Source organism: Clostridium pascui (assembly GCF_016908015.1).
Taxonomy (GTDB): Bacteria; Bacillota; Clostridia; order Clostridiales; family Clostridiaceae; genus Clostridium_AK; species Clostridium_AK pascui.
The window spans coordinates 89,210-116,180 of record NZ_JAFBDB010000004.1 but is presented as its reverse complement, the minus strand read 5'-3'; the positions used below and the strand labels follow the sequence as shown (position 1 = coordinate 116,180).

General features: G+C 29.9%; 26 protein-coding genes and 1 riboswitch. Of the genes, 23 read left to right on the top strand and 3 right to left on the bottom strand.

Going from position 1 to position 26,971, the window contains the following annotated elements:
• Positions 1-72 precede the first annotated feature (72 nt).
• A complete protein-coding gene (locus tag JOC70_RS11220) occupies positions 73-1,236 on the bottom strand; it encodes an iron-containing alcohol dehydrogenase (RefSeq protein WP_204598981.1) in 1,164 nt (387 codons plus the stop codon).
• A gap of 215 nt (positions 1,237-1,451) precedes the next feature.
• A riboswitch (guanidine-I (ykkC/yxkD leader) is annotated at positions 1,452-1,555 on the top strand.
• A gap of 140 nt (positions 1,556-1,695) precedes the next feature.
• On the opposite strand from JOC70_RS11220, the gene sugE reads away from it, so the two are divergent.
• From sugE to mreB, 16 genes are all read left to right on the top strand, one after another.
• A complete protein-coding gene (gene sugE, locus JOC70_RS11215) occupies positions 1,696-2,016 on the top strand; it encodes a quaternary ammonium compound efflux SMR transporter SugE (protein ID WP_204598980.1) in 321 nt (106 codons plus the stop codon).
• A gap of 123 nt (positions 2,017-2,139) precedes the next feature.
• The gene (locus JOC70_RS11210) at positions 2,140-2,793 is read left to right on the top strand and encodes a hypothetical protein (protein WP_204598979.1); all 654 of its coding nucleotides are present in this window, start codon (positions 2,140-2,142) and stop codon (positions 2,791-2,793) included.
• A gap of 192 nt (positions 2,794-2,985) precedes the next feature.
• Positions 2,986-3,690, top strand: a complete 705-nt coding sequence (locus JOC70_RS11205) for a response regulator transcription factor (protein WP_204598978.1) — start codon at positions 2,986-2,988, stop codon at positions 3,688-3,690.
• Positions 3,691-3,704: 14 nt separating this feature from the next.
• Positions 3,705-5,237: a sensor histidine kinase gene (locus tag JOC70_RS11200; protein WP_204598977.1), complete on the top strand. Its 1,533-nt coding sequence runs from the start codon at positions 3,705-3,707 to the stop codon at positions 5,235-5,237.
• A 149-nt stretch (positions 5,238-5,386) separates the two neighbouring features.
• A complete protein-coding gene (locus JOC70_RS11195) occupies positions 5,387-7,147 on the top strand; it encodes a PAS domain-containing sensor histidine kinase (protein ID WP_204598976.1) in 1,761 nt (586 codons plus the stop codon).
• 97 nt (positions 7,148-7,244) lie between these two features.
• Positions 7,245-8,597 carry an FAD-dependent oxidoreductase gene (locus JOC70_RS11190; protein ID WP_204598975.1) on the top strand — a complete coding sequence of 451 codons (1,353 nt, stop codon included), beginning with the start codon at positions 7,245-7,247 and terminating at the stop codon, positions 8,595-8,597.
• A 330-nt stretch (positions 8,598-8,927) separates the two neighbouring features.
• Positions 8,928-9,866, top strand: coding sequence for an ABC transporter substrate-binding protein (locus tag JOC70_RS11185; RefSeq protein WP_204598974.1), 939 nt, complete (start codon positions 8,928-8,930; stop codon positions 9,864-9,866).
• A gap of 115 nt (positions 9,867-9,981) precedes the next feature.
• Positions 9,982-10,977 (top strand): FecCD family ABC transporter permease, encoded by a 996-nt coding sequence (locus tag JOC70_RS11180; protein ID WP_204599220.1) that lies wholly within the window; start codon positions 9,982-9,984, stop codon positions 10,975-10,977.
• A complete protein-coding gene (locus JOC70_RS11175; protein ID WP_423880675.1) occupies positions 10,977-11,993 on the top strand; it encodes a FecCD family ABC transporter permease in 1,017 nt (338 codons plus the stop codon). The genes JOC70_RS11180 and JOC70_RS11175 overlap by 1 nt, the downstream gene beginning before the upstream one ends.
• A 15-nt stretch (positions 11,994-12,008) precedes the next feature.
• Complete coding sequence (locus JOC70_RS11170) at positions 12,009-12,791, top strand: ABC transporter ATP-binding protein (RefSeq protein ID WP_204598973.1); 783 nt, start codon at positions 12,009-12,011, stop codon at positions 12,789-12,791.
• 17 nt (positions 12,792-12,808) lie between these two features.
• Positions 12,809-14,017, top strand: coding sequence for an MFS transporter (locus JOC70_RS11165; RefSeq protein ID WP_204598972.1), 1,209 nt, complete (start codon positions 12,809-12,811; stop codon positions 14,015-14,017).
• A 277-nt stretch (positions 14,018-14,294) separates the two neighbouring features.
• On the top strand, positions 14,295-15,353 hold the full coding sequence (locus tag JOC70_RS11160) for a DUF5673 domain-containing protein (RefSeq protein WP_204598971.1): 1,059 nt from the start codon (positions 14,295-14,297) through the stop codon (positions 15,351-15,353).
• Positions 15,354-15,661: 308 nt separating this feature from the next.
• Entirely contained in the window at positions 15,662-15,913 is a 252-nt protein-coding gene (locus JOC70_RS11155) for a DUF5673 domain-containing protein (protein WP_204598970.1), read from the top strand.
• 28 nt (positions 15,914-15,941) lie between these two features.
• The gene (locus JOC70_RS11150; protein WP_186429276.1) at positions 15,942-16,115 is read left to right on the top strand and encodes a hypothetical protein; all 174 of its coding nucleotides are present in this window, start codon (positions 15,942-15,944) and stop codon (positions 16,113-16,115) included.
• A 14-nt stretch (positions 16,116-16,129) separates the two neighbouring features.
• The gene (locus tag JOC70_RS11145) at positions 16,130-17,116 is read left to right on the top strand and encodes an anti sigma factor C-terminal domain-containing protein (protein ID WP_204598969.1); all 987 of its coding nucleotides are present in this window, start codon (positions 16,130-16,132) and stop codon (positions 17,114-17,116) included.
• Positions 17,117-17,313: 197 nt separating this feature from the next.
• A complete protein-coding gene (gene mreB, locus JOC70_RS11140; protein WP_204598968.1) occupies positions 17,314-18,339 on the top strand; it encodes a rod shape-determining protein in 1,026 nt (341 codons plus the stop codon).
• Positions 18,340-18,418: 79 nt separating this feature from the next.
• Here mreB and JOC70_RS11135 read toward each other — a convergent pair whose 3' ends face one another.
• Positions 18,419-18,799 (bottom strand): hypothetical protein, encoded by a 381-nt coding sequence (locus tag JOC70_RS11135; RefSeq protein ID WP_204598967.1) that lies wholly within the window; start codon positions 18,797-18,799, stop codon positions 18,419-18,421.
• A 588-nt stretch (positions 18,800-19,387) separates the two neighbouring features.
• Between JOC70_RS11135 and JOC70_RS11130 the strand changes: the two genes are divergently transcribed.
• From JOC70_RS11130 to JOC70_RS11105, 6 genes are all read left to right on the top strand, one after another.
• Positions 19,388-20,125, top strand: coding sequence for a hypothetical protein (locus JOC70_RS11130; protein ID WP_204598966.1), 738 nt, complete (start codon positions 19,388-19,390; stop codon positions 20,123-20,125).
• Between the two features lie 122 nt (positions 20,126-20,247).
• Positions 20,248-20,850 (top strand): hypothetical protein, encoded by a 603-nt coding sequence (locus JOC70_RS11125; RefSeq protein ID WP_204598965.1) that lies wholly within the window; start codon positions 20,248-20,250, stop codon positions 20,848-20,850.
• Positions 20,851-20,896: 46 nt separating this feature from the next.
• Positions 20,897-21,262 (top strand): GntR family transcriptional regulator, encoded by a 366-nt coding sequence (locus JOC70_RS11120; protein ID WP_204598964.1) that lies wholly within the window; start codon positions 20,897-20,899, stop codon positions 21,260-21,262.
• A gap of 17 nt (positions 21,263-21,279) precedes the next feature.
• On the top strand, positions 21,280-21,921 hold the full coding sequence (locus JOC70_RS11115; RefSeq protein WP_204598963.1) for a hypothetical protein: 642 nt from the start codon (positions 21,280-21,282) through the stop codon (positions 21,919-21,921).
• A complete protein-coding gene (locus JOC70_RS11110; protein ID WP_204598962.1) occupies positions 21,921-22,799 on the top strand; it encodes an ATP-binding cassette domain-containing protein in 879 nt (292 codons plus the stop codon). The genes JOC70_RS11115 and JOC70_RS11110 overlap by 1 nt, the downstream gene beginning before the upstream one ends.
• Positions 22,792-23,358, top strand: coding sequence for a hypothetical protein (locus JOC70_RS11105; protein WP_204598961.1), 567 nt, complete (start codon positions 22,792-22,794; stop codon positions 23,356-23,358). Before JOC70_RS11110 ends, JOC70_RS11105 begins: the two co-directional genes overlap by 8 nt.
• Positions 23,359-23,469: 111 nt before the next feature.
• Here the strand turns inward: JOC70_RS11105 and JOC70_RS11100 are convergent, their stop codons facing one another.
• Positions 23,470-23,715: an AbrB/MazE/SpoVT family DNA-binding domain-containing protein gene (locus JOC70_RS11100; RefSeq protein ID WP_035309944.1), complete on the bottom strand. Its 246-nt coding sequence runs from the start codon at positions 23,713-23,715 to the stop codon at positions 23,470-23,472.
• Between the two features lie 254 nt (positions 23,716-23,969).
• On the opposite strand from JOC70_RS11100, the gene JOC70_RS11095 reads away from it, so the two are divergent.
• Positions 23,970-26,897, top strand: a complete 2,928-nt coding sequence (locus tag JOC70_RS11095) for an insulinase family protein (RefSeq protein ID WP_204598960.1) — start codon at positions 23,970-23,972, stop codon at positions 26,895-26,897.
• The last annotated feature ends 74 nt before the right edge of the window (positions 26,898-26,971 follow it).

Below are 26,971 nucleotides of genomic sequence, written 5' to 3'. Positions count from 1 at the left end.
ATACCTACCTCAGAATAAAGTTTGAGGTAGGTATTTTTGGAACTTGCCACTTGCCATGTGGGTGGCACTTTTCTATAACGCTAAGTTAAATATGTTTACTATGTCTTCTTTATGAAGCTTTACAAAGTTTCCAAGTGGTCCATTTTCTGTTCCTTTTGAGGCCATTTCTTCAAATCTATCTGAAGGAACATTAGCCTCAGTTAAGGAAACAGGCATTCCTATTTTCTTAAAGTATGCTTTAGTTCTTTCAATTCCTTCTAGGGCAGTAGCTTCAAGATTATTTATATCAATTTCCACATCCCATACTCTGTTTGCAAATTGAGCAAATCTATTTACATCCTGCTTATATACATATTTCATCCAAGCAGGGAATAGTATTGAAAGACCAGCACCATGAGTTACATCGTAAATTCCGCTTATCTCATGCTCCATATCATGGGTTCCCCAGTCCTCAACTCTTCCAGTTCCAAGTATTCCATTGTGTGCGATAGTTCCTGCCCACATGATTTCAGCACGAGCTTCATAGCTTTCAGGATCATGTAAAACTATAGGTACATTTTTAATTATAGTCCTAAGAGTACCTTCACTTAATCTATCTGTTAAATCTACATGGGTTTCATTTGTAAAATATCTTTCAAATATATGCGCCATCATATCTGCAGCACCAGCAGCAGTTTGATATATTGGAAGAGTATATGTAAGCTCGGGATTCATTATTGCAAATACCGGTCTCATAAGATTACTCCCAACAGCTCTTTTGTACCAGCCATCTTCGTTTGTTATAACAGAACCAGTACTAGATTCACTTCCGGCTGCAGGTATAGTTAAAATTACTCCAACAGAAATGGTAGATTTTACTGAGGCCTTTCCAGTATAAAAGTCCCATACATCTCCATCATAACATGCACCTATTCCAATAGCTTTGGCAGAATCAATTACACTTCCTCCGCCTACAGCTAAAATTAAGTCTATATTATTTTTATGACAAAGCTCTATGCCTGCACGTACTAAACTTAATCTGGGGTTAGGTTTAACTCCGCCAAGCTCAAATATTTCTACTCCAGCATCTTTCAAGGATTTAACTACTCTATCGTAAAGACCAGATTTTTTTATACTTCCACCACCATAGTGAAGTAAAATTCTGTTGCCATATTTTTTAGCTTCATTACCAACTTCATCTTCTGTATTTTTTCCAAAAATAATTTTTGTAGCATTTTGATAACTAAAATTAATCATATTATGCCTCCTTAACTATATTTTTTCATACATAGTTATTATATCACTTTTAGTGATACTCAAGTGACAAGTAGTAAGTAAAATTTAGATTGTTAAATAATCTATGTAAATCGTGTTTTTTCAATATTTAACTTGCCACTTGCCATGTGGGTGGCACTTAAATATTGACTATGTTAGGAAATTTTGTTATATTAAGATATATAAGTGCATACATTTTAAAAGTTTTATAGGGTTCCGCAGCTTTAAAGTAAAGTTGGTCTGGTCCGAGATAAAACGTACAGTCTAACTGTATACACGGAAGGATAAAAGCCTGGGAGGTATTTCAAATATCTACGTTGGCTTTTTTATTTTACTGATTTTTAAGAGTGCTAACAATGTATTTGAGAATAAAGATTTTATACTAACAAGCAAATTATTAAGTCACATTTAAGTATTAAGTATTAAAAAGGAGTGAAAGTTATGCAATGGATTTTATTGGTGATAGCAGGAGTTTTTGAAGTATGGTGGGCCATAGGATTAAAGTATTCACACGGATTTACAAAATTAGTACCAAGTTTATTTACAGCGGTTGGAATGGCAGCAAGCTTATATTTTTTATCATTAGCATTGAAAAACCTTCCATTAGGTACTGCATATGCAATTTGGACTGGAATTGGTACTGTTGGAACTGTAATTTTAGGAGTAATATTATTCAAAGAACCAATAGATATTACTAGATTAGTTTGTATTGGATTTATAGTAATTGGAATTGTTGGGCTAAAATTAGTATCACCTCATTAATTGAAATGCTTAAATACTTTTTTTATTTCATCAACTTCAGTGTTATAACAAAATACAATAAAGTTTATAATTATGATATACTTTTAAAGTAGTATAAAAGTTTACATGTGTAGGAGTGAAAAGATGAAGTTTAATAAAAAGTATTTTTTAGTTTTAGTTGTGGCAATTTTATTTTTTAGTGGCTGCAGCAAATTTTCTAATACTACTTTAAGAAAAGAAGTAGTTATAGATACTAAGCTTCAAGAAAGTTTGAATACATTTTTTACGTATTTTTCTGAAGCAAACATAAAGGATTTTAAGGAAAATGAATTGACAGAAGAAGAAATGATAAATTTCTCAGTGTATTATAACTTTATACATGCCTTTGATAAATTTACTGTTATTAAAGAAAGATGTTGTGCACTTATTGAATCAAAGTATGTAAAAGAAAGTGAAAGTTATTTCTTTGGTAAACAAGCTTCGAAGCATAAATCCACAAGCCAATATGAGCTTTTAGATAATAGGTACAAGGTGTTTTTAGCAAACAAAGGACAACTAACTATTTCAAAGACAGATAAACTATATGATTTAGGAAATGGAGAATATTTAGCTGAGTTAAGTATTTATAATGTTAATGGTTTTGAGGAAGACTTAAAGGGCATTTTTGAAGAACTTAAAAAAGGTGATAGTAAATTTATAAAAATTAAAGGTAAAAAAATAGCTAAGATAAAAAAGATAAATGAAAATGGAAATGAAAGATTCATTTTATTATCTTATGAAACTGAGCAGGCTAAATAAGCAGCATAATAAGAAAAACAAGAAGTGTCCTAAGATTCTTAGGATGCTTTTTATTTTTAAGAAACTGTTAAGATTTAAGAAGCTTTAATAATAAGATTTTTGTGTTAAGCTATAATTTGAGAATAATACTATATTAAATTAAATAAATGTATTAAAATAATATATGTTAAATTATTGAGGGAGAGATTAAATATGGAAAAGGAAGTTGTTCTGATAGTAGATGATGATATAGAAATAGCAAATCTTATAGCTATATATCTGCAAAATGAAGGATATGAAGTTATTAAAGCAGAAAATGGATTAAGAGCATTAGAAGTATTAAAAAGTACTAATGTTGATCTTATATTATTAGATATAATGATGCCTCAAATGGACGGAATACAAGCTTGTATGAAAATAAGAGAACAGAAGAATATGCCAATAATTATGCTATCTGCAAAAACTGAGGATATGGATAAGATATTGGGACTTACCGCAGGAGCAGATGATTATATAGGAAAGCCATTTAACCCATTAGAACTTATAGCTAGAGTAAAATCTCAGCTTAGAAGATATAAGAAGTTTAATGGTTCTATTTCTAGTGCAATTAGTGAAAATATTATAGAAATAGATGAACTTAGTATAAATACAGATACACATCAGGTTAAAGTTGGAGAAAGAGAAGTAAAGCTTACTCCAAGAGAATTTGGAATATTAGAGCTTTTGGCAAGAAATAAAGGAATAATCTTCAGTAATGAAAAAATATATGAAAGAGTATGGAAGGAAGAATTCTTTAAATCAGATAATACTGTTATGGTGCATATAAGAAAGCTTAGAGAAAAATTAGAGGATGATTCTAGAAATCCTAAATACATAAAAACTGTATGGGGTGTAGGATACAAAGTAGAAAATATATAATTTAGAGGTGAAATATGAAACGGTTATTTTATGGTTTAGTAAGACTTTTTACTGCACCCATTAGATTGATGTTAAGACCTTTAAAAAAACCTTATAGAAAAGTTGAAAGAAGAGTAAATCAAAACTTAAGATGGCAGCTTATAGTTGTATTTGCTATATGTTTTTTTGCTTCTGTGATGATGTTTTTCCTGGGAAATTCGTTTTTTCAAAAGCGAAGCTATTATACAGATATAGATTATTCAAGAAGTATACATGATATGCAAAATCAATCTTATTATATTGTGAGTGAGATTTATAATAAACAGATAAGCGCTAAGGATAAAGAAGATATAGAAAATATAATAAATAAGCATAATAGCAACAATACAAAAATACTTATATCTGACCTAAAAGGTAAAATACTTTATAAATCTTCCAATGCTGAAGAAAGTTACATAGACATATCTATGGCATTAAAAAATTCTATTAAGTTTAATCAATCTATGAATACTGAAGGCTATGAAAATTATAAAGGGGAGTTTATAGCTTTTTATCCACTGCAGTTTAAAGATGGAGAAGTATCTTATGTAATATTAAAAGGAGTACCTATTGGAGATATAACCCGTAAGGAAATAAATAGGCAAAATTCATTTATAGCCCTGCTTTGGGCAGTTATGTTTTTTATTGGATTATTTTTTATAATTACAGGAAAAAGAGTTCAGTATTTGCAAAGTATAGCCACAACTATAATGAGTATGTCTAAAGGAGATTTAAAGCAAAGGGTACCTTTAGTTGGAGAAGACGAATTAACGGTACTTGCACAAAATATAAATTTTATGGCTGAAGAGCTAAATAATAAAATTGAAGTAGAAAGAGAATTAGAGAAAACTAAAAGCGAACTTATTACTAATGTTTCTCATGATTTAAGAACACCTTTAACATCTATACTTGGATATTTAAATTTGATAAAGGATAAGAAATTTAGTGATGAAAATCAGCTAATGGAGTATTCGGGCATTGCGTATAATAAATCTGTTAAACTAAAAAAGTTAATAGATGAGCTCTTTGAATATACTAAATTATCTGGAGAAGGAGTAAAGTTAAATATATCTCTAATATCACTAAATGAATTATTAGAGCAGCTCTTAGAAGAATTTGTTCCAGTATTTGAAGAAAATAATTTAGTTATAATAAAAGATATAAAAAAAGAAAATATTGTTCTCTACGCGGATGGAGAAAAGATAGCAAGGGTTTTTGAAAATTTATTAGGCAATGCTATAAGATATAGCTATAAGCCAGGTGAAATAAAAGTAGGTTTATATGAAGAAGATGAGAAAGCAATTTTTTATATAAGTAATAGAGCAAACAATATTCCCAAAGATGAACTTAATAAGATTTTCGATAGATTCTATAGGGTGGAAAAGTCAAGATCGGAATCTACTGGAGGAAGTGGGCTAGGGCTTGCAATATGTAAAAATATTATAAGACTTCATAAAGGGTCTATATCTGCTAGCTCTGAAGGTGATAATATCACTTTTAAAGTATATTTAAATAATAAACCTGAATAATATAGCATAATAATCGGGAAATAAAGTAATAAACGTATATTTATGAAAAATAAGGTGAAATAGCCTTATTTTTTTGTTATAAAAATACACAATATTACGAACTTTTGGTATAATTTATTTGTAATACTTTTTAAGGGGGCAGAGAGGATATGAGAGATTATTTTGGGGAAAGTGATTTACAATGTAAAGGTATAGATAAAATAAATGAGCTGAAAAAGCAACTAATAGATAAGGAAAATGAAATTATATATTTAAGAGAAAAATTAAAAAATGAGATGCAAAAAAGAGAGCAGAGTGAAAATACTTTAAAAGAAATTAAAAATGCAGAGGAGATAATTTTAAGTTCCATTCCAGATTCAGTGTGCTACATAGATGCTTCAGGGAGATGGATATATGCTAATGATATAGCAGAAAAAAGTTTAGAATTAGGTAATAATTATAGGGGAAAGACAAATAAAGAACTTGGGGAAGTAAATAGCTTTTTAAAAGATACATACAATTATTTCGATCAGTGTCATAATCGAGCTTGGAAAAGTAGAAGTATTTTAAGAGAAGAAGACAGCATACCTCAAAGAGATGGTAGTGTTAAAATATTTGATACAGTAAAAGTACCTTTCTTTAATAAGGACAAAAGTGGAAATGGTATATTAATAATTGCCAGAGATATTACAACTCAAAAGGAAGCTGAGTTGAGGTTAAAACAAAGTGAAGAAAGATATAAAAGGCTTGTAGATGTTATGCCTGAAGCGATATATGTATTAGATGAAAATGGGAAGAATATATTTTCTAACAAGGCAGGGGCAAGACTTGCAGGGGTAGATAATCCAAAAGAGCTTATAGGCATGGATTATAGGAGATTTTTATCTAGGGATTATCATAAAATATCACAAGAGAAATTCAGTAAACTTATTAGTAATAAAATAAATAAAAGTATACGTCTTGAAAGAAAATTTGTGACAATAAATGGTGACTTAATAGATGTGGAGTGTAACTGTATTAAGTACAAGTTTGAAGATAAGGATGCTATTTTGATTGTAGTAAGAGATGTAACCGAAAAAAAGAAAAATGAAGAACTCAAAATAAGGGTAGAAGAAAAGACTAAACAATTAAATGAAATAGTAGAACATGATAAAGTTAAGACGGAGTTTTTCTCTAACATATCTCATGAATTGAAAACTCCTGTAAATGTTATATTTAGTGCCATTCAGATTGTTGAGATGATTTTAAGGGAGCATAAATGCAAGAATAAATGTATTACGGGAAAATATATTTATACTATGAAACAAAATTGTTATAGATTGACAAGATTAATAAATAATATATTGGATATAAGTAAGATAGATTCAGGATACTGTAAATTAACTATGGAAAATGTTGATATAGTAAACCTCATAGAAAGTATAACATTATCTGTAGTTGAATATGCAAAATCTAAAGAAATCTCAATAATATTTGATACTGATGTTGAGGAAAAAATAATGGCAGTGGATGTGGATAAAATTGAAAGAGTAATTCTTAATTTGCTTTCAAATGCAATTAAGTTTACAGGCAAAGAAGGAAATATATTAGTAAGTATAAAAAATGATGACAATCATATTATGGTTTCTGTAAAGGATGATGGTATAGGCATACCGGAGGAGAAGCAAAAAAGCATATTTGAAAGATTTATTCAAGTTGATAAATCACTTTCAAGAAATAATGAGGGAAGTGGTATAGGATTATCACTTGTAAAATCTTTAGTAGAAATGCATGGAGGAGATATTGGAGTTAAAAGTGACTTAGGAAAGGGCAGTGAGTTTAGCGTTAAAATTCCTGTAGTTGATATAGACAAAGAAGAATCAGAAATGAAATACAATGATGTTAATATTGAAAGGATTGGTATAGAGTTTTCAGATATATATTTTAACTAAGAATTTACATTTTTATTAATAAGAGTTTACAATTTTATTAAACTGCACATGATATATTATATATTATAGGGTTCACAATAGAAGGGAGAACGTTTATATGAGAATTTTAATAATAGGTGCAGTAGCAGGTGGAACCACAGCATCAACTCAAGCTAGGAGAAATGACAGCAAGGCAGAAATCATTATATATGAGAAGGATAAAGATATATCCTATTCAGGTTGTAGTTTACCTTACTATATAGGTGGTTTGGTAAAGGAAAGAAATCATATTGTTCCTAGGGATAGTGATCGATTTAAGCAGAAATATAATGTAGATGTAAAGACAAGACATGAAGTAACAGCTATAGATGCTGAAAGTAGAAATATAACAGTGAAGAATTTAGAAACTGGTGAAGAGTTTAAGGATAATTATGATGAGCTCGTTATAGCTACAGGGGCTAGCCCATTTGTTCCAGTAAAACAGTGGCTTCAGTATGAAAATGTGTTTACATTAAGAAATGTGATAAGTGCAGATGAAATTAAAGAATATATGTTAAAAAATAACACTAAAAAGGCACTGCTTGTGGGAGCTGGAGCTATAAATTTAGAGCTATGTGAGAACCTTCAGGAACAGGGAATAGAAGTAACAGTGCTAGAAGCTCAAAATCAAGTTATGGGACCATTAGATGAGGATATGGCTTTAAAACTTGAAGAGTATATAAAAGATAAGGGAGTTATTGTATACACAGGGGAAAGGCTTTCAAGTATAGAAGGAGAAAAAGTAGCTACTAAGGTAATAACGGATAGAAGAGAAATTGAAACTGATATAATTATACTAGGCATGGGAGTTAGACCAAATACGGATTTAGCACAAAAGGCTGGAGTAGAGATAGGAAAAACAAAAGCCATACATGTAAATGATAGAATGCAAACTAATATACCACACATATATGCAGCGGGGGATTGCATAGAAGTTTATTCACTTCCTCATGATGATTATGTATATAGATCATTAGGTTCGCTTGCGAATAAAACAGGTAGAATAGCAGGTAAAAATGCTACAGGAGAAGATATAGCCTTTAAAGGTATATTATCCACAGGTATATTTAAGGTATTTGATATGACCGTTGCATTAGTTGGAATGAATGAAAGAGAGGCTAAGGGATTAAATAAAAAGTTTAAATCCTACAGTTTTGAAATGCCAAGTAAACCTTTCTTTATGCCAGGAGCAGGAAAAATGCTTATAAAGGTGATAGTAGATGAAAATACAGATAAAATACTTGGAGTGCAAATTATTGGAGATGATGGAGTAGATAAAACCATAGACATATTTTCAACTTGCATGATGTTTGGTGCAAAATATAATAGAGATTTATCTAATTTGGACTTAGCCTATGCTCCTCCTTATTCTACGGCCCTAGGTAATGTTATTCAAGCAGGAATAATTATGGAAGGAAGCCTTGGAAAGTAACTAGTAATCAATGGACTAATGAATTTGAATCTAATCTCTAGAGGAATAAATTATACTCAATTTTTTAAAATATATAAGCTGAACTCTAAACTGCAATAAAGCAGTTTTTAGAGTTCAGTTTTTTTATTATAAAACTATAACCTAAAGTTAGCAAAAAAGTAGTTTGCTTTTCCATTATAAGGCTGTTGACATATTGATAAAGAGGATGTTACAATAAGTTTGCGAATATGAAAATCATTATCAATTGCGAAGAATAATTGATTTCAGTATATGTTTATTTGTTTTACATATTTAATTAAGCTAACAGATTTCAATAGGAGGCAACATACAATGAAAAAAAGAAGAATTTTAGGATTAATTGCAGCAACTATAGTTTCACTTAGTATTTTAGCAGGATGCGGAAATAAAAGTGAAGAGGTTAAAACACAAGATGGTGTAAAGAAAGTTAGTACGTTAAAGGGAGAAGTTAGTATACCAACTAATCCTAAACGTATAGTAGATATATCAGGAGCAAGTGAAGAATTATTGATTTTAGGACATACTCCAGTTGCTACTGCAAATTCCGATGCATATAAAACAAATGAATTTCCAAGTTATACAAAGGATAAAATGGGAGATGCAAAGATAGTTGGATATTATATGATGGATACAATGGATATTGAAGCTATATTAGAAGCAGATCCAGATTTAATAATAATGAGCCAAAGACAAGAAAAAATTTATGATCAATTAAAGGATGTAGCACCAGTTGTTATGATGAAAGACTATGTTAATGACTGGAGAACTAGGATGACGGACGTTGCTAAATTATTTGGTGAAGAAAGCGATGCTCAAAAGTGGTTTAATGAATATGACAAAAGGGCTCAAGAGATAGGAAAGGAAATTATTGAAAAGAACGGTAAGAAAAGCTACTTAACAGTACTTGCCAGCGGAGATCAATTTTTTATCTTTAAAGATTCGGGTATTGGTTCAATAATTTATGATGATATGAAGCTAGCAAAACCTTCTAATATACCGAATCAGGATGGAATAAGCTTACCAGTTGTCACTATGGAAGGATTATCAGGAATAGATGCTGACCACATAGTAGTTATAGCAACTGAGGCTGATAAAAAGAATTTAGAAAATAGTTCTGTATGGAAAAGTATGAGAGCAGTCAAAGAAGGAAATGTAACCATACTTGATAGTACTCCATATTTTGGTCAAGGATATTTACCAATGGGAAAAGAATTATTACTGGATTTAGTAAAAGAAGCAGTTATAAAGTAATTATTTAGGATGACTTGAGGCTTAAAAAGGCCTTTTGTCATCCTCTATTGTTTTGATAGATAGGAGGTTTAAAGTGCTAATGGATGAATTAAAATACACGGATGATAAAAAAAGTATGAGTAGGATTATTATAACTTCTGTAATAATTATTATTGGACTCATTATATTGTTTTTAGGCATAGGATTATCTATATCTTTAGGAGCTAAGGATATAAGTTTATATACAGTTTTTAATAGCATCTTTACAGGAAAAGAGGGAATAAACTCTCAAATTGTAAGAGATATAAGAATGCCTAGAGCAATTTCTGCAGCTTTTGTAGGAGCATTTTTAGCTATATCTGGTGCTATTATGCAGGGGATTACTAGAAATCCTATTGCAGAACCTTCAATAATGGGAATTACTCAAGGAGCTACATTTACTATATCTATAGCCTTTGCAATGCAAAAGGGAATAGATAGTGTAGGGTTAATGATTTTTGCCTTTATTGGGGCAAGTATTAGTGGACTGTTAGTATATTTTATAAGTTCTAGATCTATGAAAGGCGTAGATCCAGTAAAGCTTGTTTTAGCAGGGACAGCTCTAGGTACCTTATTAATATCTTTGGCAACAGCTATAGCAATGTATTTCAATTTATCACAACAATTAAGTTTTTGGATTTCTGGTGGATTAACTACTGCAAAGTGGCCAGGTGTGAAAATGTTGTTAATTGTAGGTATCCTCGGAGTAACTGCTGCGATGATTATGTCATCTAAGATAACTATTTTAAGTTTAGGAGAAGAGATAGCAATTGGACTTGGACAAAACACTAATGCAATAAGATTCATAAGCATTATAATTGTAATAATATTAAGTGGCAGCGCAGTATCGGTAGCAGGAAATATTGCCTTTGTAGGACTTATAGTGCCGCAAATAGTGAGAAGTTTAGTAGGGCCAGATTATAGATATATAATACCTTGTTCTCTTATAATAGGAGCTGTTTTACTAGTATATAGTGATATTGTAGCTAGAATGATAAATCAGCCTTATGAAACTCCTATTGGAGCGCTAACTGCATTAATTGGAGTACCATTCTTTATATATCTTGTTAGAAAGGAGGCTAGAGAACTGTAATGGAGATGATGAGTAAGAAGAAAAAGTTTATTTGGACAATAGGTATACTAGCCGCCTTAATATTTCTAACATTTATTATAAGCTTAAATCTGGGCTCCTTTTCTATAGAGCCCTTGGAAGTTGTGAAAACCTTATTTGGACAAGGAACTAAAAAACAAGAAATAGTACTTTTTAATATAAGACTTCCAAGAATAGTAATAGCAATTTTTGTAGCCACTGCTTTAGCTGTATCTGGTACCATTCTTCAAGGTATAACTAAAAATGACTTAGCTGACCCAGGAATACTTGGCATTAACTCTGGGGCAGCATTAGCTGTAGTTATATATATTTATTTTATGAACGGAAATGTTTATGACGGAGTTAGTAATTTCACTATATTTACCATGCCTATAGTAGCTTTATTTGGAGCAGCACTTGGAGCATTTTTAGTTTACTCTCTTGCTTGGAAAAAGGGTATAAATGCAACAAGATTGATTTTAATGGGCATAGGAATAAATGCAGCGTTTAACGCTTTGCTGATAGTATTTCAACTTAAATTTACTACCCAGGAATTTAATAGAGTAATGGTTTGGATTTCGGGAAGTATATGGGGAACTAACTGGGATTATGTTTTAGCAGTAATGCCCTGGATATTAATATTTATGAGTTTAACTATTTATAAGGCAAGATATTTAGATGTTTTAAACTTAGGAGATGAGCTATCTGTAGGACTAGGTGTACAAGTGGAAAAAGAAAGAAGATTATTGCTAATATTTACTGTAGCTTTAGCAGGGGTTGCTACTGCTGTTGCAGGAAGCATTTCCTTTTTAGGACTTGTTTCTCCTCATATAGCTAGAAAATTGGTTGGGCCTAAGCATAAAGTATTGATACCAACTGCAGCCTTGATTAGTACACTAATTTTAATGGTAGCGGATACTATTTCAAGGAATATGTTAGCACCTATAGAAATACCTGTTGGAATAGTGGTTTCAGTTATTGGAGTACCATATTTTATTTACTTAATGATAAAAGAGTAGTTAGGAGAGATTAAAATGAATAGTATAAGTACAAAAAACTTATCTATATCCTATGGAAATATAGACATTGTAAAAGATTTAAATCTAAATATACCTAAAGGAAAAATTACTACTATAATTGGTGCAAATGGATGTGGAAAATCCACCATATTAAAGACTATAGCGAGAATACTACAACCTAAAAGTGGAGCAATTTATGTGAATGGTAAGGATATACAAGGACAAAGCTCAAAGGAAATAGCAAAAGTAATGGCAGTTTTACCACAAACTCCACAGGCACCTAAGGGGTTAACTGTGGATGAATTAGTGGCCTATGGAAGATTTCCTCATCAAAGTGGTTTTGGAAAGCTACAAAAGGAAGATAGAGAAGTTATTGATTGGGCTTTAGAGGTTACAGGAATAAAGGAATATAAAAATAGACCCATAGAGGCTCTATCTGGAGGACAAAGACAAAGAGTTTGGATAGCAATGGCGCTGGCGCAAGAAACAGAAATACTTTTACTAGATGAACCTACAACATATTTAGATTTGGCTCATCAATTAGAAATATTAAAATTATTACAAGATTTGAATAAAAAGCAAAATAGAACAATTGTAATGGTTATTCATGAGCTAAATAATGCAGCAAGATTTGCAGATTACATGGTAGGTGTTAAAAAGGGAAGGATAGTTTGTCATGGAGCTGCAGAAGAAGTAATGACTAAAGAGAACTTAAAGGAAATATTTAATATAGATGCTGAAGTGGTGAAAGATCCTAGAGACAATAAGCCGGTATGCATTACCTATGATTTGATATAAATAGAGGAGTTGAATTAATGTTTTTTAAAAATAAATTTATACAGTCAATCATTTTATCAAGTGTTTTTTTGCAGCTAGGGGTATGGATTAGAAATTTTTCAGTTTTGCTATTTGTTATGGAACAAACTAATAGTAACTCCTCTTCAGTAGCTTTAGTTTCAACGGTAGAACTCCTTCCTATATTTTTGTTTTCTTTAGTTGGAGGTATTTATTCAGATAAGTGGTTGCCTAAAAAAACAATGATACGGGCTGATTTTTTGAGTGGGCTGTCAGTTTTTATTATTCTCATTGCTATTAGTCTTGGTGCATGGAAAGCGGTATATCTTATAGTATTTATATCTGCTAGTTTAGCACAGTTTTCACAGTCATCTAGAATGAGATTATTTAAGATGCATCTTAAGGAAGATCAAATGCAAATGGGAATGGCTGCATATCAAACCTTTATGGCAATACTTGCAATTATTGGCCCTGTAATAGGAACTTTTATTTATAATAAGTTTGGCATAAATATGGCAATTGCGGCAACAGGTATGTGCTTTGTTTTCTCTGCTGCTGTACTGACTTTAATTCCAAATGATAAAAAAATTCCTAGTGAGAAGGTTCAAGATAATTTTGGGATTCAACTTAAGGAAGGCTTGCAGTTTATAAGAAATGAGAAAGTTTTAACTTTACTTGGAGGGGTTTTCACGGCATTTGGATTTGCTGCAGGAGTAATTCAACCTCTTGGGGTTTTTATTGTTACAGAACGATTAGGATTGCCTAAGGAAAACTTCCAATGGCTTTTATCAATTAATGGAGCTGCAATGCTTCTTGGTGGTTCTTTTGTTATGATGTTAGCTAAAAAAGTTAGTCCTGAAAGACTATTATTTATGGGCCTTTTGATTAATGCTATAAATGTTATTGGTATTGCATTATCAACTAATTGGTACTTAACTTTAGCAATTCAGTTTATAAATGGGTTATTTACCCCTTGTATTCATATCGGTATAAATACTTTGATATTAAATACAGCAAAAGAAAAGTTTGTAGGTAGAGTTAATGGTGTTTTAACGCTTATGTCAATAGCAGCTATGGTTATTGCCACTAGTTTAGCTGGTTTGATAAAAGTTAAGCTTTCTCTAGTAACTATGTATGGTATATCTTCAGTATTTTTTGTTCTAGGGGTGTTAATAACTATACCTTTGTCACAGGTTATAATACTAAAGCAGCAAAAATTAGCAAGTTAAATCTTTGGTTTTACAGTGTAAAGAAGATATATATGTAAAAGAGCATCCTAGGGTTCTAGGATGCTCTTTTTGTGGTGCGTGCAGTATGGTCGACAGCTTGGTGGTGAAAGTCCGCTAAGTTTAATGAAAATAAATGTACTCAAATAATATAATTATGGTATATTTGTATAAATATTGGTAATAAGGTAGTAACTCATATATAATAATATGTGGATGTAGCTTACCTAGAATTATTAACAAAGTAACAAGTACTTTATACAAAAGGGGGAGAAACTTAATGGGTGTATATTTTTATATTATTCTAAATATAGCAATGAGTTATTGCTTATTACATAGATTGTATGAAAGGATTTATGCAGGGAAGTTTATTATTAAGACAAAGCGAAAAAAGATTCCGGTAATAAACACTATGACGGCGGTGGTAGTGGGGTATGCTGCAGCGAGGAGTTTTTTAGATTATTTTGCAGGTGGGGTCGGTGATATTTATGAAATCCTTCAGGGAGTTTTTTGGATACAGCTATGTATTTCCCAATTTTTAGGCAGATTATCATTGGGAATAGCTAAAGGCGGTATATATTCCGGTGATTCTACGGTTTCTTATTTCACTAAATGGAGCAAAGTTAAAAGCTATACATGGATATCTGATAATGTAATTGGATTTGAAACGCTCACAAGAAGAGGTAAAATTTTCAATACAGAATTAGAAGTAGACTCAGAACAAAAGAAAGAAGTAAATAGAGTATTAAAGCATAACTTAAATGAAATAGATAGAGAAGTCAATGAAAGAGGAAGTTTTAAGCTCAAAGTATTAATTACTTTAACTATTGCTGTGATGGTTGTAATGAATGCAAATTTAATTAAAATAAGTAAACCATATATGACTCAGAGAATAAAATTAAAAGAAGATGAAGCTATATCTATACTTAAAAAAACATGGAAACCTTTAGCGGAGCTTAATAAAGAAAAAATAAAGTCTAGAGGAGAGTTTGACAAGCTGTTTCAACAAACTATGACTAAACCAATGATAGATGAGTTATATGAAATACTTGTAGATGAAGATAAATCTAAGGATGGAGATATTAAATTTAAAGAAAAGTTACATATACCCAATGTATATGATACAAAGATGTCCATAGAAAAGTCATATATAAAGGCTCCAAGATATATAGAGGGAAATAATCAAGTTATTACAGAAGAACTTATAATTAAAGAATTGTTGGAGCCATATGAAGATGGCTCAACTAGTTTCACAAGAAAGAGTACTTTTATAAAGAATAATAATGATGAATGGATACTGGATAGCACAACTGGGGTGCAAAGTCTTGGATCACAATAAAGAAGAAAAATAAATAATAAATAAAAGCTTATGTTGAGTTACTAAATAGAAAGGAGTATTTGATTTTAATGTATTTTTGGAGTGTTTTAAATATAATGGCGAGCTATTTTTTATTAATTAGCTTATATCAAAGAATTTATGCAGGTAAATTTATTATTAAAACAAAACGAAAAAAGATTTCGTTATTTTATACTACAATGCTAGTATTAGCTAGTTGTTCGGTAATAATATCTTTTTTATATTATTTAGAAGGTAGATATAAAGATAATTATATTACATATAATTTGCAGGGGATTTTTTGGATACAGATGGGAATCACATATTTTTTAGGAAGATTATCCTTAGGGATAGCTAAAGGTGGTATATATTCAGATGTGAACTCTAAGTTTTCTCATTTTACTAAATGGGATAAAATTAAAAGTTATAAATGGATATCTGATAATGTAATTAGATTTGAAACCCTTATGGGAAAAGACAGCATTTCTAATATAGAATTAGAAGTAAATTCAGAGCAAAAGGAAGAAGTAGATAAGTTTTTAAAGGAGAAACTATTGAAATGATTAAAAACTAACCAAGGAGGTGCTTTGGGTGAATGTTATATTTTTCTACGGCTCTATGATTGCTGTGATTGTATTTGTTAACAGCATGGTATTTGTGTTAAAAAAGGTTAAAAATAATGAAGATACTTCTGGTGGCACAGTATTAATGTGTATTTCATTAATGTTTATTATGTATTCTATATTTTTATTTTGTGCAAAATAATAAGGAGAAATAAAATGAGATTTAAATATTCATCGAATAAGTACAAAAGTATTCATATTACTGTTATAGTGCTGATACTATTCTTTGCTTATTACACAGTTTCTTATGTAGTAAATAGTTTGTACTATAATCCATCTCAAAAATCGGTAGGTAAATATCATGAGGATTTATATTTTGATCTAAAGGTTTTTACTGAATTAAATTTACCCGGATATGCAGTGGTGGGTGTGGATTCAGAGAAGTTAGGATTTGGAAAATATAATATACATATTGAACAATTAAATTTGTTTAATCGTGAAAGAAAGTATATTGATTTTAAAATTAAAAGAGATGATAAATTTGGCAATTTTCAGGATATCCTTGGTAGTGATTATTTAGGATTTACAGAAATTAAGCAGCCCAATATTGACATATCAGTACGAAATAAGGAATTTATTAATCATATTAAGGAGTTAAATCCTGTTTCGTATGCTTCTGCATATATAGTATTAACAGAGGATTTAAATCTAAAAGAATTTGATGAATTAAGCAGAAAATATAATAACAAGGTAAGTTTTAAGTGGGTAGGAGTACGCACTGAGGATAAAGGTAAGCCAACTAATTATTTGTCTGGATTTAATCCTAATTTTAATGACGGATCTGTTAGTTCAGATAGTGCAGATAAAAATAAGTATCCATATTTACAACTGATAGATTGCATGACAGATGAAAAAAATATCAATAAATTTAATAATGGTTCAATGGTAGAAGCATACACTAAACATTTTACTTCACTGCTTAAATATATGAATGACAGAGAAAAGGCAGTTACTGCATTGGAGTTTAATAGTGTTAAGATAGACTACTATAAAAATGCTTTAAATTATGTTGAAAAGAATGGAATAAATATTTATGGATTTTTAGTTTATGGCGAAGCAAGAGAGTTATTAGAATTTATAAACTATGGGAAAATTAAAAGTATAGAAATTAATGGCGTTTTGCCTTCCAAATATAAAAAGTAATATTTTATTTATAATAAATAGTGGTGTACTAAAATAGAATTAGTACGCCTTGTTTTAGTGATGACTGTCTGAGCAGCCAGAATCCTAAATTTGTTTAAGTATATAAACTAGTAAAAGTAAAATACTAAAGAAGAATGTAAAATCAATTTTCCAGAACTAATTTTAAAATACATGTAATGGGCAGGAGTGGAAAATTAATGAGTTTTTTTAGTATAGAAAGAGATATGGCAATTGACATAGGTACAGCGACAAGTTTAGTATACATTAAAGACAAAGGCATTATTCTTAAAGAACCATCTATTGTTGCTATAGATAGAAGTAATAATAGTGTGGTAGCAGTAGGGGAAGAAGCTAGAAAGATGATAGGAAAAACACCTGGTAATATTGTAACTATCCATCCCCTTAGAGATGGAGTAATATCAGATTATGATATTACTGAAGTAATGCTGAAGAATTTTATAAAGAAGGTTTGGGGAATTAAAAAAAGGCCGGCCCCAAGGGTAGTGATTTCCGTTCCATGTAATGCAACTGGAGTTGAGAGAAGGGCAGTAAAGGATGCAGCGATAAATGGTGGTGCAAAAAAAGTTTATTTAATTGAAGAACCAATGGCAGCGGCTATAGGAGCTGGTTTGGATATCTCAAAGACAAGTGGAAATTTCATTATAGACATTGGTGCTGGAACAACCGACATTGCCGTCATTTCACTTGGAGGAATGGTATTAAGGGATTCTATAAAGGTTGCAGGAGATAAGTTTGATGAATTAATTATTGATTATATCCGGAAAAATCATAAGACAATAATCGGTGAAAAGACTGCAGAAGATATAAAAGTTAATATTGGTTCTGCATATAAGAAAGAAAAAGAAAGCAGTATAGAGATAAGTGGAGGAGATTTAATCAATGGAATTCCAAAGAAAATAATAGTATCTTCAGAAGAAATTAGAGAAGCACTAAAGGGAGCAGTGAATATCATAGTTGAGAGGATACATTCAGTCCTACAGGAAACCACACCAGAGCTTTTAGTAGATATATATGATAAAGGAATTATAATGACTGGCGGTGGAGCTTTACTGAATGGGCTAGATGTGGTTATTCAAGAGGCAACTAAGATACCTGTTTATATTGCAGAGAATGCAGTTTCATGTGTAGCTTTAGGTATGGGAAAAGTTTTAGATTATCTAGACAAGTTAGACATGACATATGGTGAGGATATTATACTATAATCGTGGGGAATAAAATTTATGGGTAACTTAATGATTCAATTCAAAAAGGTATGCTGATGAGATTAGCACACCTTAATTTTTAATGATGACATCCAGAGCACCCAGCACCCTTTGAACTGCAGCCTGAACATCCAGAGTCAGAGCCAGATTTACCAGAGCAGCCTGTGCTTTTTTTCAAAGGTATGGATTTAATCATAAAACCATTATTTCTATAAACTAATTGAACTTCTTTAACCTTTTCTGTTAAGGCCTTAGGATATATTATATTTAAATCTTCTATAGTGTCTTTCCTATCGTCATTAGATATGTTATTTAGGTCATCTAAATATATGCCTACCTTAGGATTACAGCAGCTAGATTCCATAGAAAATTTTACACAATCAAAGTTATCATCATTTTTTAATATATTTAAAATCTTATCATAAGCCTGTTCTGATATTTTTATCTTTAATTTATCCATAAAAATCACTCCTTTTAAGATAATGTTGAATTAGAAGTAGGGGATTTGTATTTAGGAAAGCTTCACTTTGCAAAAAACCTCTAATATTTCTTCCTTTTAAAACACCTAAGCCTTCTAAACTCGCTGTAGCTCAAACAGTAGAAGGCTCTATACGGTATTTTAAAGTCAGAAATAAAGAGGTTTTAGTGCTCGTTCAATGCTTTCTACAATACAAATCTTCTACTATATATTCAACATTAAAAATATCCGTTAAACCTGCTGAAGGAAGGAATTTCGCTTTGGCGAAAGTTCCACAAAAATTGTTATCTATTATTTGTTAACTATTATTTGCAATGTAACAAATACAATACTATTCTAACTCTTATACAATGTCAATTAGTATTAGCTAAAAATACTTAGCAATTAAGTGTTATCTATAGGAAAAGTAGGAAAATTGAGCAAGTAATCAAGAAAGCAATTCAGAATATTTTTGCAGGACAGAGCTATTAGAGTTATACTTAAGTTAGTTACATGAGTAACCAACCAACTAAGCGTAGACTTAAATTCGTAAAATTAGTGGAGAAGAATAAATTTTAGGAGGAAAGTTTTATGTATGGAGAAGTTTGGAATAACTATAAGAAGGGTTTCAAATTTTTATTGCCATTTATTTTAGTGAAGGTATTGTTTGAAAGTACTAGCCTTAATTTAGAATTTGACAAATATGACTTCTTTGGAAAAGGAGGAAACTTACTAAAAAATCTTTCAGTTTCCAAACAAATAATAATAAATGAGGCAATACCGATTTTATTTTATATATTTATAGGATCATTATTTTACTCATTTTCAATGGTGGTTATAAAAGCCTTAGTAAATAAAAAGGATATAAATTATAAGGAAAACTTTAAAGAAAGCCTGGGCTTTTATTTAAGATATTTGGGGTTAAATATAATTATTTCTGCTATATCAATAGGGCTAATTGTTTTAGGATTTTGGGGAATATTGATACCATTTATGGTTATTTTATTAATACTTTTTAACGTGTTATTAATTCCATGTGATGCGTATTTAATATATTACAATACAAGTGTAGGAGAAGCCTTAAAAAAAGGGACGGCATTGGGTAAAAAGCATTTTGGAGAATTATTATTATTAGGAATTACGGTAAGTATTATCCTAGCTATCATAGGAGGAGTAATGGCACTAGCAAATATAAGTCCTAAAATTAATCCAATAGGCTCTGTATTGATGAATTTTGCATCAGCAAGTATCGGGGGTTATTTATATATGTTCACCATGACTATTTGTAAAAAAGAAGAAAAAGTAGAAGAGAAAATAATAGAATGTTAATTGATTAAAGCTATGGGATGGGGAGTGAAGATTTGTAATTTCTATTATGAATTTTCACTCCCCATCCCGTTAAATATATATAGCAACAGTTTATTAGTAGATTATTGGGGGTAACTAAAATTATGAATAAGTTAATATACATGCTTAAAAGGGACTTAATACTGTATGTTATTATTTTTATTATGTTAAGTTCAAATGCATTAATAGCAGGATTAATGATAGCATTAATAGGAGTTTTATTGGGAAAAAGATATGACAAATTTAATATATTTTTATCATTTCAAACCTCTAGAAAAGAGTACTATGTAATTATAGTAATATATAATATTTTATCCTCAGCTATAGCATCAATAATATTATCTGTAATAAGAGTAAAGTCCAATAATTTATCACAAAATTATTTCAAATATGTATTTTTATTTTATTTTACACTAGTTTTAGTATTTTTAAGCACTAAATTATTTAATGAATTTTTTAAACATAGTGATTATGCGGCAGTAAGGTTTGGGGTCATAGTTATGTATTTAGCACTGTTTGTTTCTAGGTATTTTTTTCTTCTTTTCAATGATAATTTTATAAATTTTAATGAAGATTTATTTAGTTACCAAGAGTTTAAGCTAATGGATTATTATATAATGTCATTTTTAATAATAGGATTTAACTATATAACAAGTTATTTGGTTCATAAGAGTGTTGAAGTTAAAATTATAGGGGATGCAGAATAGTGAGTTATAAAATTGAAGTAACTAATTAACGAGGTGGTGAAAGGATTTGGTTATTAATCCCAATGATATAAAGCCTATATACATACAAATTGCAGAGGGAATAGAAGATGACATTTTAAGAGGAATTATAGAGGAAGAAACACAGGTAATGTCCACAACGGAGTTTGCTCAAGTTTATGGTATAAACCCAGCCACCACAAGAAAGGCAATGAACATATTAGTTAATAAAGATATTTTATATAAAAGGCGAGGGCTTGGAATGTTTGTAGCTCTTGGAGCAAGGAAGAAAATTAGATTGTGGAAAAGGCAGGAGTTTTTAGATAATAAATTAAAAAGTATTATAGAAGAGGGAAAAAGCATAGGTATTTCTATTGAAGATATAATAACTTGCTTAAATAAGTTTAAGACATAGGTTAAGGGGGAAGAAGGGTGATAAATAAGTTAGCATATATGGTTAAAAGAAACAGAGTATTTTATATGATATCATTTGTGGTAGTTATATTAGGAATTTTTCAAGGGAATTTAATCAAAAGGTTGCCAGGAATTTTTGACAGTATGTTGGTATTTATTTTTTTTCGTAAAATAGTAGAAAATAGAAGTGATAAAATAAATGTTTTTTTAGGATTTGGTATAACTAGAAAGGAATTTTATATTTTAACTATAATATATAACGTTGTAAATTCGATTTTATCATCAGTAGTAATAACTTTAACAAAGATGAAAATTGATAACATAGATAGAAGTTACTTTATTTATGTATTTTTATTATATTTAATGCTTGTCTTAGTGTTTTTTAGTATATTATCCTTTCATCAAATATTTCAGCATACTGACTATGAAGCAATAACTTGGATAACTGGGTTTATATATTTTGCTATATATTCTGGAATATATTCCGCAGGATTTAATACTAATAATTTTATAAGTTTTAATGAAAAATTAGTTTCTTATAATAATTTTACACTAAGGCAGTTTTATATAATGCTTATTATAACTATAGCCTTTAACTATATTACAAGTTATTTAGTCCATAAAGGCATTGAAATTAAAATTAAGGGGGAAGTAGAATAATGAACTATGCAGTTGAAATAACTAATTTAAAAAAGAGGTTTTGGAATAGAAATGTTTTTGAAGATTTAAACTTAAATATAGAGGAAAATAAAATATACTGTTTGGTAGGAAGAAATGGTGCTGGCAAAACTACTTTGTTAAGGTGTATTGCATCCCAATATGTAAAAACAGAGGGAAGCATAAAAGCCTTTAGAGAGGAGATATTTGAAAATAAGAATGCCTTAAGTAAAATATATCTTTGTCAAGAAAATGGATTTTCAGGGGACATGACAGGAAGAGAAATATTCAGTGCGGCTAAGACATTTTTAAAATATTGGGATGAAGAATTTAAGGAAAGGCTTTTAGGTAAATTTAATGTAGAACTAGGGAAAAAGTATGGAGATCTTTCTAAAGGTATGAAAGCTTGTTTGAATATAATAGTAGCACTGGCAAGCAGAGCACCTATAACTATATTTGATGAAGCCTATGCGGGGCTGGATCCTTTTAACAGAGAGATATTTTATGAAGAACTTTTAAGGGACTATGAAGAAAATCCAAGGACAATAATTTTTTCAACTCACTATATAGAGGAAATAGAAAGCCTATTTGAGGGAATTATATTTATGGACAAAGGAAAGATTATATTAAATGAAGATAGAGATACAATTGATGAAAGAGCATTTTATATTACTGGAAAAGAAGAAGAGTTAAATGATATTTTAATAAAGTTAAATGTGGTGTCCAAAGAAAAAATAGCCTCTTTTATAAGGGCAGGTATATATGATGATATAAGCTACGAAGAAAAAATACAGCTTCAAAGCAAAGGGCTTACCTTAGAAAAAATGCCTCTTCAAAAATTATTTGTAAATCTATTGAAGGAAGGTGTAAGGAGTGAATGACTTTAAGGAAAAGTTAGGGCTTGTAATAGACACCTCAATTGGCATCATCATGTTAGTAGGTTCAGTAATGAGTATTTTGTTTATTGCTTTGGACATAAAAAAAGCATCCGTAAACGTATATTTATATGTATTCTTACCAGTAATACTGTTTGAATTATATTATAAAAGATATAGATATGTAATGAACTTTTCAATAACAAGGGAGGAATATTTTCAAATTGGTCAAATTTTAAATTTGATTTTTTCGGTAATAATATGGATTATATACTTACTTGTAGCCTTTATGTTAAATGCAAATATAGAAGTTTTAACTAAGCTTTCCGTGCTCTTTAAAATTATATTTTTTGCAAGTTTAAGCAATATAGTAAGTCTCTTAATGGTGAATAGTCGTTTGGTTACATTTTTAGCCTATGGATGTGCATTTGCAACACCTTATATTTCTAAGTATATATATATTGATATATCATCTGTATATAAAAATACTGCTTTCATATTATTTCCAATTATATTTGGCATATTTGGTAAATATATAATTAGAAGTATAGATTTTAAGCTGTAAGAAGTGAAATAAAAGGCAAACTTAACTATAAATTACAAGTGGAATTTCGTCAGTTTTTTTCGACAATAAATATTAAATGGAAATAAAAAAATAAGCCATTTAGGCTTATTTTTATTTATCAGATTTTAATTCTTCAAGACAAGCTTGGCAGATGTTTTTACCTTTGTAGTTTATAACATCCTTAGCATTTCCACAGAATATACAAGATGGGCTATACTTCTTAAGTATTATCTGCTCTCCATCAACGAAGATTTCTAAAGAATCTTTGATTTCTATATCTAATGTTCTCCTAAGCTCTATAGGAATAACAATTCTTCCTAATTCATCAACTCTTCTAACTATACCAGTAGATTTCATAACACGGTTCCTCCTAAAACAATATTCGACTTTTATTAATTAAATAATAACAGTAATAACATAAATAGTCAATAGATTTTTACAAGTTTAAATAACATTAATAAAATTACTTATGCTTTTGTATAGAACTGAGAATAACGCAGTTGTTTTAATATTGTTAGTAAATTTCAATTTTTAATTTATAGAACATAATTTTTGTGGCATAATAATTAGTATGAAGTAATATTTGGTAATTTTTATTAAGGAGGAAAGTTATGAATTTAGAATTAAATAAAGAATACAATGGATTTAGACTTTTAGAAAAAAATCGTGTAAAAGAATTAAACTCAGATGCTTTTATATTTGAACACCTAAAAACTGGAGCAAAGCTTTTAAAACTTGTAAATGACGAAGATAATAGGGTGTTTTCAATATCCTTTAGAACTCCTCCAGAAAACAGTACTGGAGTTGCACATATACTTGAGCACTCTGTGCTTTGTGGTTCAAGAAAGTTTCCAGTTAAGGAACCTTTTGTAGAACTTATAAAGGGATCCTTAAATACATTTTTAAATGCAATGACCTTTGCAGATAAGACTATGTACCCTGTAGCTAGTAGAAATGAAAAAGATTTCTTCAATCTTATGGATGTATACCTAGATGCAGTACTTTATCCAAATATATATAAATACCCAGAAATATTTATGCAGGAAGGTTGGCATTACGAGCTTAAAGATAAAAATGATTCATTAACTTATAAAGGTGTAGTTTACAATGAGATGAAAGGTGCTTTCTCATCACCAGAATCAGTGCTTATGAGAAAGATATCTCAATCTCTTTTCCCAGATACTACTTATGGAGTGGAATCAGGAGGAGATCCTGAATTTATTCCAGATTTATCTTATGAAGAATTTATAGATTTTCATAAAAAATATTATCATCCTTCAAACAGCTATATATATTTATATGGTAATGGAGACACGTTAAAAGAGTTAGCTTTTATTAATGATAATTATTTAAAAGAATTTGATAAAATAGAAATTCGCTCTGAAATTAAAGAGCAAAAGCCTTTTAAATCCATGCAGGAAATGAAAGTGGAGTATCCTATATCCGTAAATGAAAAAGAAGAAGATAAATCTTATATGAGTCTGAATTTCGTGGTAGGAAAAGTGGTAGATAAGGAATTGTACTTAGCCTTTGATATTTTAGAGCATCTTTTATTAGATACTCCTGCAGCACCGCTCAAAAAGGCTCTTATAGATGCTAATTTAGGTAAGGATGTATTTGGAGTATTTGACAGCAGTATACTTCAGCCGAGCTTTAGCATTGTAGTCAAGAATTCTAGTGAAAGTCAAAAAGAAAGATTTAAAGAAGTGGTATTCAACACTTTAAGAGAGTTAGTTAACAATGGTATAAATAAAAAGCTTATAGAGTCTTCCATAAATATTAAAGAATTTAGACTTAGAGAAGCAGAGTATCATGGATATCCTAGGGGCCTTGTATATGGAATAAAGGCCATGGACAGTTGGCTTTATGATGAAGACCCATTAATGCATTTAGCTTATGAACCTCAATTAAATAAAGTAAAAGAAGCATTAACTACCAATTATTTTGAAAAGATTATAGAAAAATATATATTAAACAACTCTCATAGTTCTATTTTAATATTAAATCCTAAAAAGGGCATGGCAGAAAGTGTAGAAGAGGAAATAAAAAGAGAGCTTAAGGAATATAAAGAAAGACTAAGTGAAAGTGAATTAAATAAAATAATAGAGCAAACTAATAGATTAGAGAAAAGACAAACTTCAGAGGATAATCAAGAGGACTTAGAAAAGTTACCACTACTATCCATAAAAGATATAAATAAGAATTCGGAAAGGCTTCCATTATTAGAAGAAACTTACAAGGATATTAAAGTTCTGAAACATTCTTTATTTACTAATAGGATAGCATATATCAATTTTTATTTTAATAGTAAGGCAGTTAAACAAGAACTTATACCTTATATAGGAATTTTATGTGCAGTACTTGGAAAGGTAGGTACAGAAAATTATAGCTATGAAGACTTATCAAATGAAGTAAATATACACACTGGAGGAATAAGTTATGGTTCAATACCTTATTATGATAATAATAATATAGATAACTTTATTCCTATGCTTAAAGTTAGATCTAAGGCTCTTGTAAGTAAGCTTCCTGAATTATTTAATCTATTAAAGGAACAAATAGTAACTAGTAAATTTGATGACTATAAGAGACTTAAAGAAATTATACAGGAATATAAATCCAGGGTGGAAATGTCCTTATTTGATGCAGGACATATGGTAGCAGCAGGTAGAGTAGCTTCTTATTTTTCTCAAAGTGCAGCTTACTCAGAGTCTATTTCTGGACTTAATTTCTATCATTTTGTAGTTGACTTAGATAATAACTTTGAGAGCAAAAAAGAAGAAATAGTAAGCACTTTAAAGGAAATAAGTAAATTAGTATTTAATAAAAATAATCTTTTAATAAGTGTAACTCTAGAGGAAGAGGATTATGATAAGTTTACTGAAAGCTTACCAGTATTATATGATTCACTAAATGATGAAAAAGTTAATTACAATGAATATAAATTTGAAGTTGCTGCTAAAAATGAAGGGCTTATGACTTCAGGAAAAGTTCAATATAATTCTAAGGGATTTAACTTTAGAAAACTTGGATATGAGTATACAGGAGTACTTCAAGTGTTAAAGACTATAACAAGCTTTGATTATCTATGGAATAGAGTAAGAGTTCAAGGTGGAGCTTATGGATGCTTTGGAGGCTTCAATAGAAATGGAAATATGTACTTTACATCCTATAGAGATCCTAATCTTAAAAACACATTAGATGTTTATGATAATGTGGTAAATTACGTAAAGAATTTTGAAGCAGACGAAAGAGAAATGACAAAATATATAATAGGAACCATAAGTAACTTAGATAATCCACTTAGTGCATCCATGAAAGCTGATAAAGCTGTAGCTAATTACTTAAGCAAGGTCACTTTTGAAGATGTTCAAAAGGAAAGAGATGAAATATTAAGTGCATCTGTAGATAAAATAAAAGGTTTATCAAATTTACTTGGAGATTGCATGGAAAAGAACTATATATGTGTATTTGGAAGCGAAGAAAAAATAAAAGAAAATAAAGAAATGTTTAATAAAACAATAAATGTGTTTGAGTAAGCTAAAAAGGGAAGTTTGTATAAGCAAACTTCCCTATTATTATTCAGGGAAAAATTTCCTGAATATTCATAAAT

What these genes read in the sequence shown, in the direction of transcription:
- JOC70_RS11095 (WP_204598960.1), top strand. Translation starts at nt 23,970, where the DNA reads ATGAATTTAGAATTAAATAAAGAATACAATGGATTTAGACTTTTAGAA.
- JOC70_RS11200 (WP_204598977.1), top strand. Translation starts at nt 3,705, where the DNA reads ATGAAACGGTTATTTTATGGTTTAGTAAGACTTTTTACTGCACCCATT.
- sugE (WP_204598980.1), top strand. Translation starts at nt 1,696, where the DNA reads ATGCAATGGATTTTATTGGTGATAGCAGGAGTTTTTGAAGTATGGTGG.
- JOC70_RS11195 (WP_204598976.1), top strand. Translation starts at nt 5,387, where the DNA reads ATGAGAGATTATTTTGGGGAAAGTGATTTACAATGTAAAGGTATAGAT.
- JOC70_RS11180 (WP_204599220.1), top strand. Translation starts at nt 9,982, where the DNA reads ATGAGTAGGATTATTATAACTTCTGTAATAATTATTATTGGACTCATT.
- JOC70_RS11185 (WP_204598974.1), top strand. Translation starts at nt 8,928, where the DNA reads ATGAAAAAAAGAAGAATTTTAGGATTAATTGCAGCAACTATAGTTTCA.
- JOC70_RS11165 (WP_204598972.1), top strand. Translation starts at nt 12,809, where the DNA reads ATGTTTTTTAAAAATAAATTTATACAGTCAATCATTTTATCAAGTGTT.
- JOC70_RS11220 (WP_204598981.1), bottom strand. Translation starts at nt 1,236, where the DNA reads ATGATTAATTTTAGTTATCAAAATGCTACAAAAATTATTTTTGGAAAA.
- JOC70_RS11160 (WP_204598971.1), top strand. Translation starts at nt 14,295, where the DNA reads ATGGGTGTATATTTTTATATTATTCTAAATATAGCAATGAGTTATTGC.
- JOC70_RS11135 (WP_204598967.1), bottom strand. Translation starts at nt 18,799, where the DNA reads ATGGATAAATTAAAGATAAAAATATCAGAACAGGCTTATGATAAGATT.
- JOC70_RS11110 (WP_204598962.1), top strand. Translation starts at nt 21,921, where the DNA reads ATGAACTATGCAGTTGAAATAACTAATTTAAAAAAGAGGTTTTGGAAT.
- JOC70_RS11210 (WP_204598979.1), top strand. Translation starts at nt 2,140, where the DNA reads ATGAAGTTTAATAAAAAGTATTTTTTAGTTTTAGTTGTGGCAATTTTA.
- JOC70_RS11155 (WP_204598970.1), top strand. Translation starts at nt 15,662, where the DNA reads ATGGGAATCACATATTTTTTAGGAAGATTATCCTTAGGGATAGCTAAA.
- JOC70_RS11130 (WP_204598966.1), top strand. Translation starts at nt 19,388, where the DNA reads ATGTATGGAGAAGTTTGGAATAACTATAAGAAGGGTTTCAAATTTTTA.
- JOC70_RS11190 (WP_204598975.1), top strand. Translation starts at nt 7,245, where the DNA reads ATGAGAATTTTAATAATAGGTGCAGTAGCAGGTGGAACCACAGCATCA.
- JOC70_RS11145 (WP_204598969.1), top strand. Translation starts at nt 16,130, where the DNA reads ATGAGATTTAAATATTCATCGAATAAGTACAAAAGTATTCATATTACT.
- JOC70_RS11175 (WP_423880675.1), top strand. Translation starts at nt 10,977, where the DNA reads ATGGAGATGATGAGTAAGAAGAAAAAGTTTATTTGGACAATAGGTATA.
- JOC70_RS11205 (WP_204598978.1), top strand. Translation starts at nt 2,986, where the DNA reads ATGGAAAAGGAAGTTGTTCTGATAGTAGATGATGATATAGAAATAGCA.
- JOC70_RS11100 (WP_035309944.1), bottom strand. Translation starts at nt 23,715, where the DNA reads ATGAAATCTACTGGTATAGTTAGAAGAGTTGATGAATTAGGAAGAATT.
- JOC70_RS11125 (WP_204598965.1), top strand. Translation starts at nt 20,248, where the DNA reads ATGAATAAGTTAATATACATGCTTAAAAGGGACTTAATACTGTATGTT.
- JOC70_RS11170 (WP_204598973.1), top strand. Translation starts at nt 12,009, where the DNA reads ATGAATAGTATAAGTACAAAAAACTTATCTATATCCTATGGAAATATA.
- mreB (WP_204598968.1), top strand. Translation starts at nt 17,314, where the DNA reads ATGAGTTTTTTTAGTATAGAAAGAGATATGGCAATTGACATAGGTACA.